This is a genomic window from Micromonospora yongxingensis, from assembly GCF_052601155.1.
This window is the reverse complement of sequence record NZ_JBQXEO010000009.1, coordinates 95,680-110,949: the sequence shown is the minus strand read 5'-3', so window position 1 is coordinate 110,949 and position 15,270 is coordinate 95,680. Positions and strand designations below refer to the sequence as shown.

Sequence of the window (15,270 nt, the reverse complement as noted above, 5' to 3'; positions counted from 1 at the left end):
GGGGCACGGTCACGCGAGTCAGCAGCGGGTCGGCTGGCCTCCCGAACGCAGCGTGTCCAGCGCGGTGAGCGCCTCGTCTAGGGAGCCCACCCGCAGCAGCGGCAGATCGGGCTGCGGATTGCGGACCGCCTCGGCGCAGTTGTCGGCCGGCACCAGGAAAACCTTGGCCCCGGCGTGCTTCGCGCCGACCAGTTTCTGGGCGATGCCGCCGATCGGGCCGACGGTGCCCGCGTCGTCGATGGTGCCGGTACCAGCAATGATCTTGCCGCCGGTGAGGTCGGCCGGCGTCAGCTTGTCGATGATGCCCAGGGCGAACATCAGGCCGGCGCTCGGCCCGCCGATGTCCTCCAGATCGATTCCGAGCGTGAACGGGTGCGGCTGCTGCTGGTCTATCTCGACGCCGATCCGCGGCCGGCCGTCCTGCTCGCGACTGGTCACCGTCGCGGTGGCCGGAACACCGTCGCGCGTGTAGCCGATGGTCAGGGCCGTGCCGGCCGGCTTCGCCCGGATCAGCTCGGTGAGCTTCGAGGCCAGCGGCACCGGCTGACCGTCGACCGAGGTGACCACGTCGCCGACCTTCAGCGCCCCGGCGGACGGGCCGTCCGCGGCCACCGACTTGATCACCACCTGCACCGGGAAGCCCAGCTCGCGCAGCGCGGCGGTCTCGGCGCTGGTCTGCGACGCCTTGAAGTCCTCCGCGTTGCGCTGCTCGACCTGCTCCGTCGACTCCCCCGGCGGGTAGACCAGCTCGCGCGGCACCACCGCCTCGTCGTCGGAGAACCAGCCGGCGATCGCCCCCCGCAGCCGCACCGTGGGCTGCACCCCGACCGTGGTCAGCCGCAGTTGGCCGGCGGAGGTGGACGTCTCCCGCCCGGAGATCTGGATGACCTCCTTGCCGTCGGCCGAACCGAGGGTGTTGACCGTCGGGCCCGGGCCGAGCACCACGTACGGGATCGGCGCCCGGAGCACCCCGATGCTCAGCAGGGCGGTGAACAGGGCACCGAGCAGGACCGTCAGGCCACGACGTCTCATGCGGCAGAGCGTACCGACCGCTTCGGGTCCGCCTGCCGGATGCGCCGCGCGACTTCGCCCTCAGCGCAACGCCAGCGGCGGCGACCTGGGGCGTCGCGCGCGTACCGTAGACGTCGTGCCTGATATTCCGTTCGGTTTCGCGCTCCCGGGTGGGCAACCACCAGACCCCAACGATCCCGCGCAGATGCAGCAGTTCATGTCGCAGTTGCAGCACCTGCTCTCCGCGCCGGGCAGCGGGCCGGTCAACTGGGACCTGGCTCGCCAGGTGGCGGCCAGCCAGCTCGCGGCCGCCGGCGACCCGGCGGTGTCGCCCTACGAGCGCAACGCGGTCGAGGAGGCGCTGCGCCTGGCCGACCTGTGGCTCGAGCCCGCCTCGGCGTGGCCGTCGGGCATCCAGTCCCCGGTGGCCTGGAACCGCAATGAGTGGATCTTCAAGACGCTGGACGTGTGGCGCAAGCTCTGCGACCCGGTGGCCAGCCGGATGGTCGGCGCGATGGGCGACCTGGTGCCACCGGAGGCGCGCGCCCAGCTCGGCCCGATGCAGTCGATGGTGGCCACGCTCGGTGGTGCGCTCTTCGGCGGCCAGCTCGGTCAGGCTCTCGGCTCCCTCGCCGCGGAGGTGCTCTCCGCCGGCGACATCGGGCTGCCGCTCGGCCCGGCCGGCACGGCCGCGCTGATCCCGGCCAACATCCGGGCGTACGGCGAGGGGCTGGAGCTTCCCGAGGACGAGGTACGCCTCTACGTGGCGCTGCGCGAGGCCGCCCACCAGCGGCTGTTCCAGCACGTCCCGTGGCTGCGCGGGCACGTGCTCAGCGCCGTGGAGATGTACGCCTCGGGCATCCGGGTCAACCGGGAGGCGATCGAGGAGGCGATGGGCCGGGTCGATCCGACCGACCCGGAGTCGATGCAGGCGATCGCCCTGGAGGGCATCTTCACCCCGGAGGACACCCCGGCGCAGAAGGCCTCACTGGCCCGCCTGGAGACCGCACTCGCCCTGGTCGAGGGCTGGGTGTGCCACGTCGTCGACAGCGCCGCCAGCGACCGGCTGCCCAACGTCGTCCGGCTGGGCGAGGCGTTCCGCCGTCGCCGGGCCGCCGGGGGTCCCGCCGAGCAGACCTTCGCCGCGCTGGTCGGCCTGGAGTTGCGGCCGCGTCGGCTGCGCGAGGCGGCGGCGCTCTGGGCCGCGCTCACCCAGCACCGCGGCATCGAGGGCCGCGACGCTGTCTGGGGCCACCCGGACCTGCTCCCGTCGGACGACGACTTCGCCGACCCGGTTGCCTTCGCGATGAACGACATGGACCTGAGCGAGCTGGACAGCTTCGACTTCACCGCGCCCGGTGGGGCGGAGGAGAAGGCCCCGGGTCAGCCGGACGACACCGACACCGACGGCGACGCCAAGCCCTGACGACGGAGCGGGTGCCCGCGCCGATCAGCGGCGGGCACCCGGCCGGTCAGGCTGATGAGCGGGTCAGGCCGGCCGGCTCGAGCCGGAGAGTAGAGCGCGGGTGGCCTCCCAGCCCTCGAAGGCCGGGTCCAGCGTGGCGAGGTCGGCCGGGCCGCGCAGCCGCCGCCAGCCGGCGGTGACCGCCACGTCCTGCGGTCGGGGGGCACCGGCCCGCGCGTCGGCCGGGGTCGCGGTGTCCAGGTCCAGCGGGGCGAGCCAGCCGGGCACGGGTAGCCGCACCGCCAGCCCGAGCAGGCCCGGTCCGCCGCCCTCCACCGGGGCGACCGCGACGGGCCGGGTGGTGAGCGGGCGCAGCAGCTTGCCGACGGTCAGCGCGGGCAGGTCGGGCACGTCGCCGGCGAGCACGGCCGCCTGGTCGTAGCCCTCCAACGCGGCGAACACCGCTGCCGTCGTCGGCTCAGGCACCTCGTAGACGACCGTGCCGGGCCAGACCAGCGAGTCCGCCAGGGCGCGGTCGGCCGGGGTCACCGCGACGGCGACCTCGACCTCGTTGAGGGTGGCGAGGAGGTCGACGACGTCCTCGGCGAGCGCCGCCCGCCAGGCCGCCCGGTCGACGCCGGGCGGCGACCAGTGCACCGGCCCGAGCAACGCCACCACCACTCGTCGTGCCACGGTCCGACCCTAGCGCCCCGACCCCGCCCTGCGGGGGACCGGTGATCGACTCCGTGTCAGCGATGTCGCGGCGACCCGAGTCTCGGACACCGCGGTGTCAGGGAACCCGAGTCGATCATCAAAGGCGCGACCCCGGGTCAGGACGGCAGGGGGGCACAGGAGGCGGCGGCGACGCCTTCGAGGTAGCCGCGGGCTCGCTCCGCCTTCGGGTAGCGGCCGACCAGCGCCCAGAACCGGGCGTTGTGGCTGGGCACGATGAGGTGGGCGAGCTCGTGCAGCAGCACGTAGTCGATGACCCAGTCGGGCATGTCCTGCACGCGGTGGGAGATCCGGATGCTGCGGTCGGCGGGGGTGCACGAGCCCCAACGGCCGTTCTGGTTGGTGACCCACCGGACGCTGGCCGGCACCGCCTTCGCGCCGTACCCGGCGAGGTAGAGATCGATCAGTCGGGTGGCGCGAGCCAGCAACTCGTCGTCGGAGCGGGCCAGCCGGCCCTCCCGGGCGGCGAGCCGGGCCAGCATCCGGTCGACCCACTCGCTCTCCTCGGCCCGGGAGAACTGGTCCGGGATGAGGACGACGACCCGCTCACCGTCACGGTACGCAGACACCGTGCGTCGCCGACGCTGGCTGCGCCGCACCTCGACGACCGGCTTACGCGTCCCCGCCATCACTGGCCCGCGCAGCCTCGGCTACGTGTCACGAAGGAAAGCTAATGCGTACTGACCAGGGGTCCGCAAGAGTCAACCGCACGACACGCGCCCAGAAAATGGTGATTGGTCGCCAGGCGTCCCGAAAATTTCTTGACCGGGCCGTCCGCACGCCATCTCGTCACCCTTGGTGAACAGCGATGGCGGCACCTCGCGACTCCCCTCCACCGTAGGTGATCACCGCGCCCGGCGCCTCCGCGGGGGCACCCGCACGGGTGGCTGAGAGGGTTTGGCCGGCGTGTCCCCGCCAAACTGACTTATCAGACCTAATTCGCCATGCACACTCTCGACGTCGACTAGCTCACAGTGTCGATGCACAGCTGACATGGAACCGCCCAGACCTGGGTAGGGTCCGCGGACCAGCGGTCACAGTGGTGACCGCGCAGTGAGACCCAGCGTCGGCGCCCCCTGTGGCCCGCCGCCGGGCACCCCGCCGGGACGGCATCGACCGGCGGACGAGACGAGGAGGGCACCGTGGCCGACCAGGCCCAGACGACCTACAACGGTTACTGCGTGAAGTGCAAGGAGAAGCGGGACTTCGAGGGACACGTCGAGGTCTCGAAGACCGGAATGAACATGGCCAAGGGCAAGTGTCCGGTGTGCGGCACAACAGTGAACCGCATCCTCGGCAAGGCCAAGGTCTGACCCGTACGGGTGGACGGGGGCGGGGTGGCCGACGGCCACCCCGCCCCCGTTGCCGTTCCGCGATCGGTCGACCGACGGCCTGTCGGGTGACCGACACGACTACCGGCGGGTTGTGGATAACCCGGCGGATCCTGTGGACAGCGCTGGACAGCCGCCCGGCCACCTGTGGACAACGATCGACCGAGCGCAGGGAGACGGTCACGATTCGTCATCATGAATCGTTCCGCCCTCCCCCGTCCCACGCTGCTGCCCGGCCTCAGCCGGCTCTGGCGCGACCGGCACACCCTTCAGCTCGGCGTCGGCCCGGGGCCGGCCGTGCTGCTGGAGCTGGCCAACCCGCGCGCCGCCCACCTGCTCGACCTGCTGGACGGCACCCGCAGCGAGCGAGCCGTGCTGGCGTACGCGGCCACCACCCAGGTCTCCACCGACGAGGCGCGTAGCCTGCTCGACGCCCTGCGCGCGGCGGGCCTGCTGGTGCCCGCGCACCACCTGCTCCCCCGCGACCTGGCCGGCCAGACCCGCGCCCGCCTCGCCGCCGAGTCCGCCGCGCTGGCCCTGGCCGCGGCCCGACTGCCCGGCACACCCGCGCAGGTCCTGCGCCGGCGGCTGGCCGCCCGCGTGCTGCTCACCGGCACCGGTGCGCTCGGCGGCCCGCTGGCGGTGGCGCTGGCCCAGTCCGGCGTCGGGCAGGTGATCCCCCACCTCACCGGCCCGGTCCGCCCCATCGACCTGATCGGCACCGGCATCCCCGCCGCCGAGCTGGGCCGGCCGCTGGCCCCGGCGGTACGGGCCGCCGTCGACCGCGCCGCGCCGGGCACCGGCACCCACCCCGGCCGGCCCACCCGCGTCGACCTGGTGATCCAGCTCGGCACGGACCGCCCACCCGCGCTGCTCGCCGCCGGTCTCGCCCAGCGCCGCCAGCCGCACCTGCTGGTCACCCTGCGCGAGGGCGTACCGGTCATCGGCCCACTGGTCCGCCCGCCCGTCGGCCCCTGCCTGCACTGCGTCGAGCTGCACCGCGCCGACCGCGACCCGGCCTGGCCACGGCTCGCCGCCCAACTCGCGGCCGCCGAGCCGGTGGCCGCCGGCGCGACCGGCACGCTCCTCGCCGCCACCGGGTACGCGCTGGCCGAAGCGCTCACCCAGCTCGACGGCGGCAGCCCGGAGACGCTGGGCGGCGCCATGGAGATCGTCGGCGCGGGCCGTTTCCGCCGCCGGGGCTGGCCGCCACATCCGGCGTGCGGGTGTTCCGGGAGCCGGGTGTGGGCACCAGCCCAGCCGCAGAGCAGCAGCGGGGCCCTCCGGTCGGTAACAATGACCGGGTGACCGACATCCCGCGCCGGGCCGTGTCCCGGACCGCCAAGCTCGCCGCTCTGCCGCTCGGCTTCGCCGGCCGGACCGTTCTCGGCATGGGTAAGCGTGTCACCGGGCTCGCCTCCGACGTGATCTCCGCAGAGATCCAGCAGCGCACCGCCGAGCAACTCTTCAGTGTGTTGGGCCAGCTCAAGGGCGGTGCGATGAAGTTCGGGCAGGCGCTGTCCGTCTTCGAGGCGGCCCTGCCGGAGGAGATCGCCGCCCCCTACCGCCAGGCCCTGACCAAGCTCCAGGAGGCCGCGCCGCCGCTGCCGGCCGCCAGCGTGCACAAGGTGCTGGCCGAGCAGCTCGGCCCGGACTGGCGGGACCGGTTCGTCGAGTTCAACGACACCCCGGCCGCCGCCGCGAGCATCGGTCAGGTGCACCGGGCGCGCTGGCGCGAACCGGGGTACGGGCCGTCCGGCGAGCCCAACAGCCGCGACGTGGCCGTCAAGATCCAGTACCCGGGCGCCGGTGACGCGCTGCTCTCCGACCTCAAGCAGCTCTCCCGACTGGGCGGGATGTTCCGGGCCATCCAGCCGGGCCTGGACGTCAAGCCGCTCCTGACCGAGCTGCGCGAGCGGATCACCGAGGAGCTGGACTACGAGCTGGAGGCCGAGTCGCAGCGCACGTTCGCCGCCGCGTACGCCGACGACCCGGAGATCTACATCCCGGCGGTGGTCTCCGCGTCGCCCCGGGTGCTGGTCACCGAATGGGTGACGGGCACGCCGCTGGCCGACATCATCCGGGAGGGCACCGAGGAGCAGCGGGACGAGGCGGGCCGGCTGATGGCCACCCTGCACCTGTCGGCGCCGCAGCGGGCCGGGCTGCTGCACGCCGACCCCCACCCGGGCAACTTCCGGCTGCTGCCCGACGGCCGGCTCGGCGTGATCGACTTCGGTGCCGTGGCCCGGATGCCGGAGGGCACACCGGAGCCGATCGGTCGCATCGCGGCGCTGGCCCTGCGCAACGACGCCGACGGGGTCGTGGCCGGGCTGCGGTCGGAGGGCTTCATCGGCGCGACCACGGAGATCGACGCCGAGGAGGTGCTCGACTTCCTCCGTCCGATCCTGGAGCCCATCGCCGCCGACGGGTTCCGGTTCACCCGGGCATGGCTGCGGGCCGAGGCGGCCCGACTGGCCAGCCCCCGCTCCCCCGCCTACCAGCTGAGCCGGCAGCTCAACCTGCCGCCGTCCTACCTGCTCATCCACCGGGTGACCCTCGGGTCGATCGGGGTGCTCTGCCAGTTGGAGGCGAAGGCCCCGTACCGGAGCATCCTGGAGCGCTGGCTGCCCGGCTTCGCGCCCGTGGCCTGAGCAACCGCCCTCTCACGCCGCGAAGGGCGGGTGCCGGTGGCACCCGCCCTTCTTCGTGGGTTGGTACTAGAGAACGCCCAGGTCGCGCGCCGACTGGTTACGGCTGTTCATGGCGACGGTACGGGCGGAACGGGTTGCCTCAGTGCTCGTGGTGGTACGACCGGCCTGAGGCCGGCGCATTCGAGCCCTCGACAACGCTTCGTGGAGTAGTTGCATCTCGAAGGCTCCAGTCGGTACGTGCAGCATCGTCTTCTCACTCGCTGCCGGTGTGACACCGGCGTAGTTGGTACGGATCGGGAACATGTCAGGCCGCCAACCGGACCGCGCCACGCACCTCGGACAGCCCACTGGCCGCCAGGCGTGCCTCGGCCTCGACCCGCAGCTCGGCGTCACGGGCGACGTCCTCCTTGCGCGGACGGCCACGGGGCCGCTTGCGCGGGACGACCGCGCCACGCTCGAAGATCTCGCCGCCCCAGACGCCCCACGGCTCCGCTCGCTCCACCGCTCCGGCCAGGCACTCGACGCGCAGCGGGCAGTCCCCGCAGAGCGACTTGGCCAGCTCGAGCTGTGCAGGCGAGTCCGAGAACCACAGGTCGGGGTCGAACTTCCGGCAGGGCAGGTTCGCCTCCATCTCGACGCTCACGTCGATGGGGGCCAACGCCAGACTCATCGCCCGGTCACCTCTCTCTCACACTTCGATCTCGTGGATCGCATTCCGACGTACTTCGGCGGGGCAAAAAACTGAGGCCGCGGATCCCGGTAAGCGGGTTCCGCGGCCTCGAGGTGAGCCGGTGTCTGATGGTCAGACCGGTCTACCTCGAGGTGGAACGCCGCGGACATCCATGCGCTTCTTGGCGCCCTGAATGCCCTTGCCCGTGATGCCACTGGTCCCGTTGACTCCGACGGTCAGGGTCAGCTCGGCCTGAACCTGGTGCACCTGCGGAACCGACGGTCGTGGGGCCGTGAGGGCCACCCGGACAGCCGACAGCGGAGCGTGGGCAGCGGGCATCGCCGCCAGACGCTCATAGGTGAAGATCTTCACGGGTGCCACCTCCCTCACGTTCCTCGAATCGACTGGACCAACCTCGTGAGCAGCCGGAATGGCGCCGCTCGCGTGGTGTGTCCTGAGGCTATTCCTCGCGCCGGGGCGAGGGCAAACGAATTTACGACGAGATTTCGAAAGTTTTCTCCGGGCAGACGTCGTCCACCCCCGCGCCCCCCACCAGCGCCAGAACCGACTCGCCGTAGAGGCCCAACTTGCGGGGGCCGATGCCGGCGATGGCGATCAGCTCCTCCGGCCGGCCCGGCCGTCGCTCGGCCAGCGCTGTCAGCGTGGCGTCCGTGAAGACCACGTACGCGGGCACCTTCTGCGCACCGGCCACCCGCTGACGCCACTCCCGCAGGCGTTCGTGCAGCTCATCGTCTATATCGGACGGGCAGGTGGGACAGCGGCCCAGCTTCCGGTCCGGGCCGGCGAGCAGCGTGGCCCCGCAGATCCGGCAGGAGACGATCTGGGTCCGGCGCCGTTCGGGCCGCCGGGCCGGGCCGGTGCCGGAGCCAGCCCGTTCGGTCCCACCGGAGCGGTCCAGCTGGGGCAGGAACCGCGACGGCCGCCGGGCACGTCCGCCCGGCGAGCGCGCGGCGGCGTACGACAGCCAGAGCCACTGCCGGGCCCGGGTGATCCCGACGTAGAGCAGACGGCGCTCCTCCTCGACCTGCTCGACGGTCTTGGCGTACGTGGTGGGCAGGGTGCCCTCGGCGAGCCCGACCAGGAAGACCGCGTCCCACTCCAGCCCCTTGGCCGAGTGCAGGGACGCCAGTGTCACCCCGTCCACCGTCGGCACGTGCTGCTGGGCGGCCCGGCGGGCCAGCTCCTCGGTGAAGTCGGACAGGGTGACCGCGCGCTCCACCGACGCCGCCTCGCCGATCGGCAGCACCTCGGGGGTGGCCGCGTACTCCTCGGCGAGCTGGACCAGCGCGGCCAGCGCCTCCCACCGCTCGCGGGCGGCGCCGCCGGCCGGGGGCGCGTCCGGGGCCCAGCCGACCGCGGTGAGCGCCTCGACGACGGCGGCCGGCAGTGGGGTCTCACCCGGGATCGACCGGGTGGCCGCGCGCAACGCGACCATCGCCTGGCGCACCTCGGTCCGCTCGAAGAACCGCTCCGCGCCCTGCACCACGTACGGCACCTCGGCTTCGGTGAGCGCCTTCTCGTACGCCTCGGACTGCGCGTTGGTCCGGAACAGGACGGCGATCTCCTTCGCCGGCGTGCCCGAGTCGATCAACGTCCGGCAGCGTGCGGCCACCGCGTTCGCCTCGGCCGGCTCGTCGGTGAAGATCCGCAGGTCCGGCTCGGGACCGGGCGGGCGCTGCCCGCTCAACTCCAGTCGCAGCCGCGCCTCGGTGCCCCGGGCCTGGGAGATCACCGCGTTGGCCAGCCCGACCACCTGCGGGGTGGAACGGTAGTCGCGGACGAGCCGGACCACGGTGGCGCCGCGGTGCCGGCGCGGGAAGTCGACCAGATATGCCGAGGTCGCCCCGGTGAACGAGTAGATCGTCTGGCTGGCGTCGCCGACCACGGTCAGGTCGTTCCGGCCGGCCAGCCAGGCGTCCAGCAACCGCTGCTGGAGTGGGTTGACGTCCTGGTACTCGTCGACCACGAAATGCCGGTACTGGCCACGGACCTGCTCGCCGACGTCCGAGTGCTCCTCGATGCCCCACACCGCGGCGCGCAGCATGTCCTCGAAGTCGATCACGCCGTTGGAGCGCTTGAGCTGCTCGTACGCGGCGAACACGTCGGCCACCTTCGCCGGCTCGTGCGGGGTGTCGCGCAGCGCCCGTGCCGCCGCCACCACGTATTCGCCCGGCTCGACCAGCGACGACTTGGCCCACTCGATCTCGCCGGCGAGGTCGCGCGCGGCGGCCCGGTCGGTACGCAGGCCCACCCGGGCGGCGGCGAGGGTGACCAGGCGCACCTTGCTGTCCAGCAGCTCGGGCATGGCCCGGCCGGCCAGCAGCCGGGGAGCGAAGTAGCGCACCTGACGCAGTGCGGCGGCGTGGAACGTCCGCGCCTGCACACCGTGCACCCCGAGCAGGGAGATCCGGTGTCGCATCTCGGCGGCCGCCCGGGCGGTGAAGGTGACCGCGAGCACGTGCCGGGGGGAGATCTCACCGGAGAGCACCCGATGGGCGATCCGGGAGGTGATCGCGCGGGTCTTGCCGGTGCCGGCGCCGGCCAGGATGCAGACCGGGCCGGCGGGTGCGGTCACCGCGGAGCGTTGCTCCGGGTCCAGCCCGGCGAGCACGCGTTCCGACGCTGAGTGAACCACCACAACCAGGAATCATCTCAGCTACCCCGGACGTTGCAGCGAACAGCCTCGGCTTGATCCGCAAGCCGGCGGCCGGAGGAGTTGGAGGATCCGCATGTTGACGATGTATTCCACCCCCTGGTGCGGCTACTGCCACCGGCTGAAGTCGCAGCTCGACCGGGAGGGCATCGGGTACGAGGTGGTCGACATCGAGCAGGACCCGAAGGCCGCGGAGTTCGTGATGAGCGTCAACGGCGGCAACCAGACGGTGCCGACGCTGCGCTTCGCCGACGGCAGCGCCCTGACCAACCCCTCGATCACTCAGGTCAAGCAGCACCTGGCGACCCTCACCGCCTGACGGCGGGTCACCATCGACGAGCGGCCGCCCCACGCGGGGCGGCCGCTCGTCGTGTCCGCTGTCCGTCACCGCCCCGGTGGCCGCTGGGTGCCGGTCGCCACCTGCCGGTCGGCGTCGTCGGCCGGGCGGCGGGGCGCCGGGAGCGTCGGGCGGGTCGGTGGCGTGGGTGGGCGGGCACCGGACGGCGCGCTCAGGTGCCGGCCCCGCCAGAGGAAGCCGCCAGCGGCCATGGTGGCGACCCCGATCAGCGCGAACAGTGCCCGGTAGTCCACGAACCCGACCAGCAGGGCGCCCGCGCCGATGGAGAACGCCTGTGGCCCGCTGACCACCGCCTCGGTGGCCGCGGCCACCCGGCCGACCAGCCCCGGTGGGGTACGCCGCTGGATCAGCGTGTGCAGGCCCACCATGGTCAGCGGGAGCGAGACGCCGGCCAGCAGCACCGCAGCGAACCCGAGCCGCAGATCGGGGTACGCGAGCGCGAGCGCGGCCGGCCCGAAGAGCGCGACCCCGGCGGCCAGCGTGCCGACCTCGCCGAGCCGGCGGACCAGCGTCGGCGAGCAGAGCCCACCGAGCAGCCCACCCACGCCCTGCACCGTGACCAGCACGCCGACGAAGGCGGCGTCCCGGTCCAGCCCCTGGTCGACGTAGGCGAAGATGAGCGACTCGCTGAAGCCCATCACCAGCGACCCGAGCCCGTAGCCGAGCAGTGCCCGGCGCAGGGCCGGCTCGTTGGCCAGGTGTCGCAGCCCGGCACCCAGCTCGGCCGGCCAGCGCAGCCGCACGGTCGGCGGCGCCCGGTGGGGGGTGGGCAGCGCGGCCACCACCGCCGCGGCGGTCAGGAAGCCAACCATCCCGATCCCGGCCAGGGCCCACCCGCCGATCGCCGCGTAGAGCGCCGCGCCGGCGAGCGGGCCGATCAGCCGCAGCCCCTGTCGTACGGTCTGCAGCACGCCGTTGGCCTCGGCCAGCAGCTCCACCGGCACCAACTGCCGGATCAGCCCGCTGAGCGCGGCGCTGAGCGTGATGTAGGACAGGCCGTACAGGGCGGCCACCAGGTAGACGAGCCAGACGTCGCCGGAGTCCCGGACCGTGAACAACGGAGTGAGCAGCGCCGCGGTGACGAGGTTCGCGGCCACGAAGAAGGGCCGGCGCGGGTAGCGGTCGACGAACCAGCCGACCAGCGGCGCCAGCGTCATCGGGGCGATGACCGCGAAGATCGTTGCGCCGGCGAGCCCGTCGGAGCCGGTCAGGTCCTTGACCCAGATGGCGAGCGCGAGCAGCAGGATCGACTCGGCGGTCATGCTGGCCAGCAGACCGCCGAAGAGCAGGCGGAAGTCGGGTCGGCGCAGGACGGTGCGCATGGGTCCCTCCGGCGGGATGGCGTACGCGGGTGAGCGTGGTCGACGGGGCCGCGACCACGGGTCCGCCGCTCTCCGGCGTACCCGTGGTGCTGTTTTTCTGCAAGACACGCCCCCGCCGGAACCTCCGACGCCGGTCGCGCCGTCCATACTGACCGTGGGGGGCGAATTTCATACAGTTACCGTCGCGTCTGCGGCGGTCGACGGGAAAGAGGACACCGTGCCTCCTGCCGCACCCAGCCCGATCCTGCGTCGTCGCCGGTTGGGCGTAGAGCTGCGCCGCCTGCGCGAGGCCGCGGGCCTCACCGGGGATCAGGTCATCGAGCGGATCGGCTGGGCCTCCGCGTCCAAACTGTCCCGCCTGGAGAACGGTCGCAGCCGACCCGACCCGCAGGATGTCGCCGATCTGCTCACCCTCTACGGCGCCGACGAGGCACTGCGGACGGAGCTGCTCGGGATCACCGGCGAGGCCGGCGACATGCGGGGCTGGCTGAAGAACTTTCCGGTGATGACCCAGCAGCAGCGCGGCTGGGCCGAGCTGGAGGCGGGCTGCGTGGAGATCTCCGAGTACAACCCCGTGCTGGTGCCGGGGCTGTTGCAGACCCCGGGGTACGCCCAGGTCCGGATCGTCTCGGCCCGTCAGGTCGCCGAGGGTGCTGGCGAGCCGGCGCCGGGCGAGGAGCCGGAGACCGAGGTGCAGGCGCGGCTGGCCCGCCAGTCGTTGCTGACCCGCGAGCCCGACGCGCCGCGCTACACGGCGGTACTGGAGGAGGCGGCCCTCGGCCGCCGGGCCGGGCCACCCGAGGTGCTGCGCGAGCAACTGGTCCAGCTCTGCGAGCTGGCCCTTCTGCCGAACGTGACGCTGCACGTGCTGCTGCGGGACACCCAGATCGGCCATTGGTACCTTCCGCCGACCGCGTTCTCCCTCTACCGGTTCGCCGATCCGCTCGATCCGGAGACGCTGACCATCGAAGGGGGGTTCACCGACGTCATGTCGACCGAGGCAATCGCACTAAATCGCTATAAAGTGGTGTTCGAGTGGCTATGCACGGCGGCACTGAACGCCTCGGACACCCTCTCCTGGCTGATCGAGGCGACGGGACGGCTGACCGAGGCGCCGCCCCCATCCACAGTGGCGTTCGGGCCGACAACGGCGCCGACCCAACGCCGCCGGGCCTCGGGGCGGCTGACGGAACGGTGATCCACGGGGGACCCTCCGTCGGGGCGTGCGGCACCACTCGTCCCATCGGAGCGGTTCACATCAGGAGCGAACCATGAACGACATCCGCAACACACCGTCCGTCCCCGCCCACCACCTGGCGGATGCCCCGTGGCGTACCAGCACGCGTAGCCAGACCTCCAACTGCGTGGAGGTCGCCCCGCTGGGCACCGGGCCGTCGGCTGTCGCACTGCGCGACAGCAAGGACCGGAGCGGCCCGGTGCTGCTGTTCAACCGGGCGGGATGGCTCGGCTTCATCACCGGAGCCAAGAAGGGCCAGTTCGATCTGAACTGATCCGGCAACCGGAACGGGGCCGTCGGCGTACTGCCGGCGGCCCCGTCGCGTTACCGGCCGCCGACCCCGCTGACCAGCCATCCGCCGATCAGACGAGGCTCAAAACCGATAGGCGCGTTTCAGTTGCTGAGATGAACACGCGGCGTAACATGGCCTTCGAGTACGTGGAACTTCCACACTGGCTCATCCGTCGCCGTTCATCCGGAGACCCTCATGCGGTTCCTGATCGTTCGCACCGACATCCGCGCCGTCGCAGACGGGGACATCGCCGCCGCCTGGGCCGACGGCCACCGACTCCGCGACGAGACGACCACGCCCGAACCACGCCGGCAGACCGTGCACGCCGAGGACCGGGACGCCGCGCTGCTGCTGGCCCGGGCCCTGGCCACGGTCGGCGCGGTCCGCGCCGGCAAGCAACGGGTCAAGGTCCTGCCACTCGGCGACGCCCGACCCGCCTTCCGGCTCCGACCAGGCCGCACCGGCACCTGACCCACCAGACGTCCGTCGTGATCGGATCGGCTCCCCCGCCGCGTTTCTCGCCCCAGCCGATCACGACGGCCCGTGTTCCCGGCCCGCGACCGCCGCGGCAACGGCGGCCGCGGGCCGGGACCGTGCTCAACGGTCGGTGTCCACCCAGCCGTCCAGCCAGCGATGGATGAGGAACAGCGCGATCGACGACGGCGGCGGCAGGATCAACTGCGCGCCGTCGCCCACGTCCACGGTCCGCCCGGCCAGCGCCGCCCCGATCTCCCGGCGGGAGAACCAGCGGGCGTACGCGATCTCGGACGGGTCGACCCGCACCGGGTCGGCCGGGTCGGCGGTCGCCAGGAACCCGAGCATCAGGGAACCGGGGAACGGCCACGCCTGGCTGCCCACGTACCCGATGCGCTCCACCCCGATGCCCACCTCCTCGCGGACCTCGCGCAGCACGGCGGCCTCGGCCGACTCCCCCGGCTCCACGTAACCGGCCAGGCAGGAATAGCGCCGACCGCCCGGGGTGCCCGGCCAGCCGGCGTTGTTGCCCAGCAGGCAGCGCCCGTCCGGACCGTCGACACCGTCGTGCACCAGCACGATCATCGCCGGGTCGGTACGCGGCCAGACCCGCCCGCCGTTGCGGTCCACCCGGGACCAGCCGGCCTCGTCCATCGCGGTCGGCGCCCCGGTGGCCGCCGAGTAGCCGTGCCGCGTGTGCCAGTTGACCAACGCCAGCGCGGTGGTGAAGATGCCGGCCTCCCGGTCGGGAAGCAGGTGGCCCACCTCACGCAGGTTGACCGCCCGGGTGCCCGGCAACGCCGGCAGCGGCGTGTCGACCGCGAAGACCGGCACCCCGTCCGGCTCGACACCGAGGAACATCGCGATCGACTCGGACCCGGCCGGGACGTCGGCCGCCCGGAACAGCACCAGCGCCGGAGGCGACGCCTCGGTACGGGCCAGCGTCCGCCCCTCGTCGGTCGAGTCGAGCAGGAGCACCCGGGCGCGTAGCCACGCCTCGGTCAGCCACTGCGAATCGCCGCGCCGGTGTGCGGCCCGGTCCAGCGTGGACCGGGCCAGCGGCGGCGCCATCTCCCCGCTCACGCCGCGCCCTCCCCGGCCCGCGTGGCCGGC

At 72.8% G+C, this 15,270-nt stretch carries 16 protein-coding genes; 8 read left to right on the top strand and 8 right to left on the bottom strand.

Features of this window, described 5'->3' with window-relative positions; all coding sequences use genetic code 11:
- Positions 1–18 precede the first annotated feature (18 nt).
- Complete coding sequence (locus tag ACTWLT_RS13745; protein WP_445318714.1) at positions 19–1,032, bottom strand: YlbL family protein; 1,014 nt, start codon at positions 1,030–1,032, stop codon at positions 19–21.
- A 184-nt stretch (positions 1,033–1,216) separates the two neighbouring features.
- On the opposite strand from ACTWLT_RS13745, the gene ACTWLT_RS13740 reads away from it, so the two are divergent.
- On the top strand, positions 1,217–2,437 hold the full coding sequence (locus tag ACTWLT_RS13740; RefSeq protein WP_510182482.1) for a zinc-dependent metalloprotease: 1,221 nt from the start codon (positions 1,217–1,219) through the stop codon (positions 2,435–2,437).
- A gap of 63 nt (positions 2,438–2,500) precedes the next feature.
- Here the strand turns inward: ACTWLT_RS13740 and ACTWLT_RS13735 are convergent, their stop codons facing one another.
- Positions 2,501–3,109 carry a hypothetical protein gene (locus ACTWLT_RS13735; protein ID WP_445318712.1) on the bottom strand — a complete coding sequence of 203 codons (609 nt, stop codon included), beginning with the start codon at positions 3,107–3,109 and terminating at the stop codon, positions 2,501–2,503.
- Positions 3,110–3,246: 137 nt separating this feature from the next.
- Entirely contained in the window at positions 3,247–3,777 is a 531-nt protein-coding gene (locus tag ACTWLT_RS13730) for a M48 metallopeptidase family protein (protein WP_252419045.1), read from the bottom strand.
- Positions 3,778–4,290: 513 nt separating this feature from the next.
- Between ACTWLT_RS13730 and ACTWLT_RS13725 the strand changes: the two genes are divergently transcribed.
- From ACTWLT_RS13725 to ACTWLT_RS13715, 3 genes are all read left to right on the top strand, one after another.
- The gene (locus ACTWLT_RS13725; RefSeq protein WP_167457767.1) at positions 4,291–4,461 is read left to right on the top strand and encodes a DUF5679 domain-containing protein; all 171 of its coding nucleotides are present in this window, start codon (positions 4,291–4,293) and stop codon (positions 4,459–4,461) included.
- Between the two features lie 213 nt (positions 4,462–4,674).
- Entirely contained in the window at positions 4,675–5,787 is a 1,113-nt protein-coding gene (locus ACTWLT_RS13720) for a TOMM precursor leader peptide-binding protein (RefSeq protein WP_445318711.1), read from the top strand.
- Positions 5,784–7,130, top strand: coding sequence for an ABC1 kinase family protein (locus ACTWLT_RS13715; RefSeq protein WP_445318710.1), 1,347 nt, complete (start codon positions 5,784–5,786; stop codon positions 7,128–7,130). Before ACTWLT_RS13720 ends, ACTWLT_RS13715 begins: the two co-directional genes overlap by 4 nt.
- Before the next feature lie 304 nt (positions 7,131–7,434).
- Here the strand turns inward: ACTWLT_RS13715 and ACTWLT_RS13710 are convergent, their stop codons facing one another.
- From ACTWLT_RS13710 to ACTWLT_RS13700, 3 genes are all read right to left on the bottom strand, one after another.
- Complete coding sequence (locus ACTWLT_RS13710; protein ID WP_252419042.1) at positions 7,435–7,800, bottom strand: WhiB family transcriptional regulator; 366 nt, start codon at positions 7,798–7,800, stop codon at positions 7,435–7,437.
- A 132-nt stretch (positions 7,801–7,932) separates the two neighbouring features.
- Entirely contained in the window at positions 7,933–8,172 is a 240-nt protein-coding gene (locus ACTWLT_RS13705; RefSeq protein ID WP_252419041.1) for a hypothetical protein, read from the bottom strand.
- Positions 8,173–8,293: 121 nt separating this feature from the next.
- On the bottom strand, positions 8,294–10,459 hold the full coding sequence (locus tag ACTWLT_RS13700) for an ATP-dependent DNA helicase UvrD2 (RefSeq protein ID WP_252419040.1): 2,166 nt from the start codon (positions 10,457–10,459) through the stop codon (positions 8,294–8,296).
- Between the two features lie 91 nt (positions 10,460–10,550).
- On the opposite strand from ACTWLT_RS13700, the gene ACTWLT_RS13695 reads away from it, so the two are divergent.
- Positions 10,551–10,793: a mycoredoxin gene (locus ACTWLT_RS13695; RefSeq protein WP_151492942.1), complete on the top strand. Its 243-nt coding sequence runs from the start codon at positions 10,551–10,553 to the stop codon at positions 10,791–10,793.
- A gap of 65 nt (positions 10,794–10,858) precedes the next feature.
- On the opposite strand, the gene ACTWLT_RS13690 is transcribed toward ACTWLT_RS13695, so the two are convergent.
- Positions 10,859–12,154, bottom strand: coding sequence for an MFS transporter (locus ACTWLT_RS13690; RefSeq protein ID WP_445318709.1), 1,296 nt, complete (start codon positions 12,152–12,154; stop codon positions 10,859–10,861).
- A gap of 217 nt (positions 12,155–12,371) precedes the next feature.
- Between ACTWLT_RS13690 and ACTWLT_RS13685 the strand changes: the two genes are divergently transcribed.
- The 3 genes from ACTWLT_RS13685 (at position 12,372) to ACTWLT_RS13675 (ending at position 14,154) form a co-directional block, all read left to right on the top strand.
- A complete protein-coding gene (locus tag ACTWLT_RS13685; protein ID WP_252419038.1) occupies positions 12,372–13,352 on the top strand; it encodes a helix-turn-helix domain-containing protein in 981 nt (326 codons plus the stop codon).
- Between the two features lie 73 nt (positions 13,353–13,425).
- Complete coding sequence (locus ACTWLT_RS13680; RefSeq protein WP_252419037.1) at positions 13,426–13,665, top strand: DUF397 domain-containing protein; 240 nt, start codon at positions 13,426–13,428, stop codon at positions 13,663–13,665.
- A gap of 213 nt (positions 13,666–13,878) precedes the next feature.
- On the top strand, positions 13,879–14,154 hold the full coding sequence (locus ACTWLT_RS13675; protein WP_252419036.1) for a hypothetical protein: 276 nt from the start codon (positions 13,879–13,881) through the stop codon (positions 14,152–14,154).
- Between the two features lie 126 nt (positions 14,155–14,280).
- Here ACTWLT_RS13675 and nudC read toward each other — a convergent pair whose 3' ends face one another.
- The gene (gene nudC / locus ACTWLT_RS13670) at positions 14,281–15,228 is read right to left on the bottom strand and encodes an NAD(+) diphosphatase (protein ID WP_445318784.1); all 948 of its coding nucleotides are present in this window, start codon (positions 15,226–15,228) and stop codon (positions 14,281–14,283) included.
- Positions 15,229–15,270 lie beyond the last annotated feature (42 nt).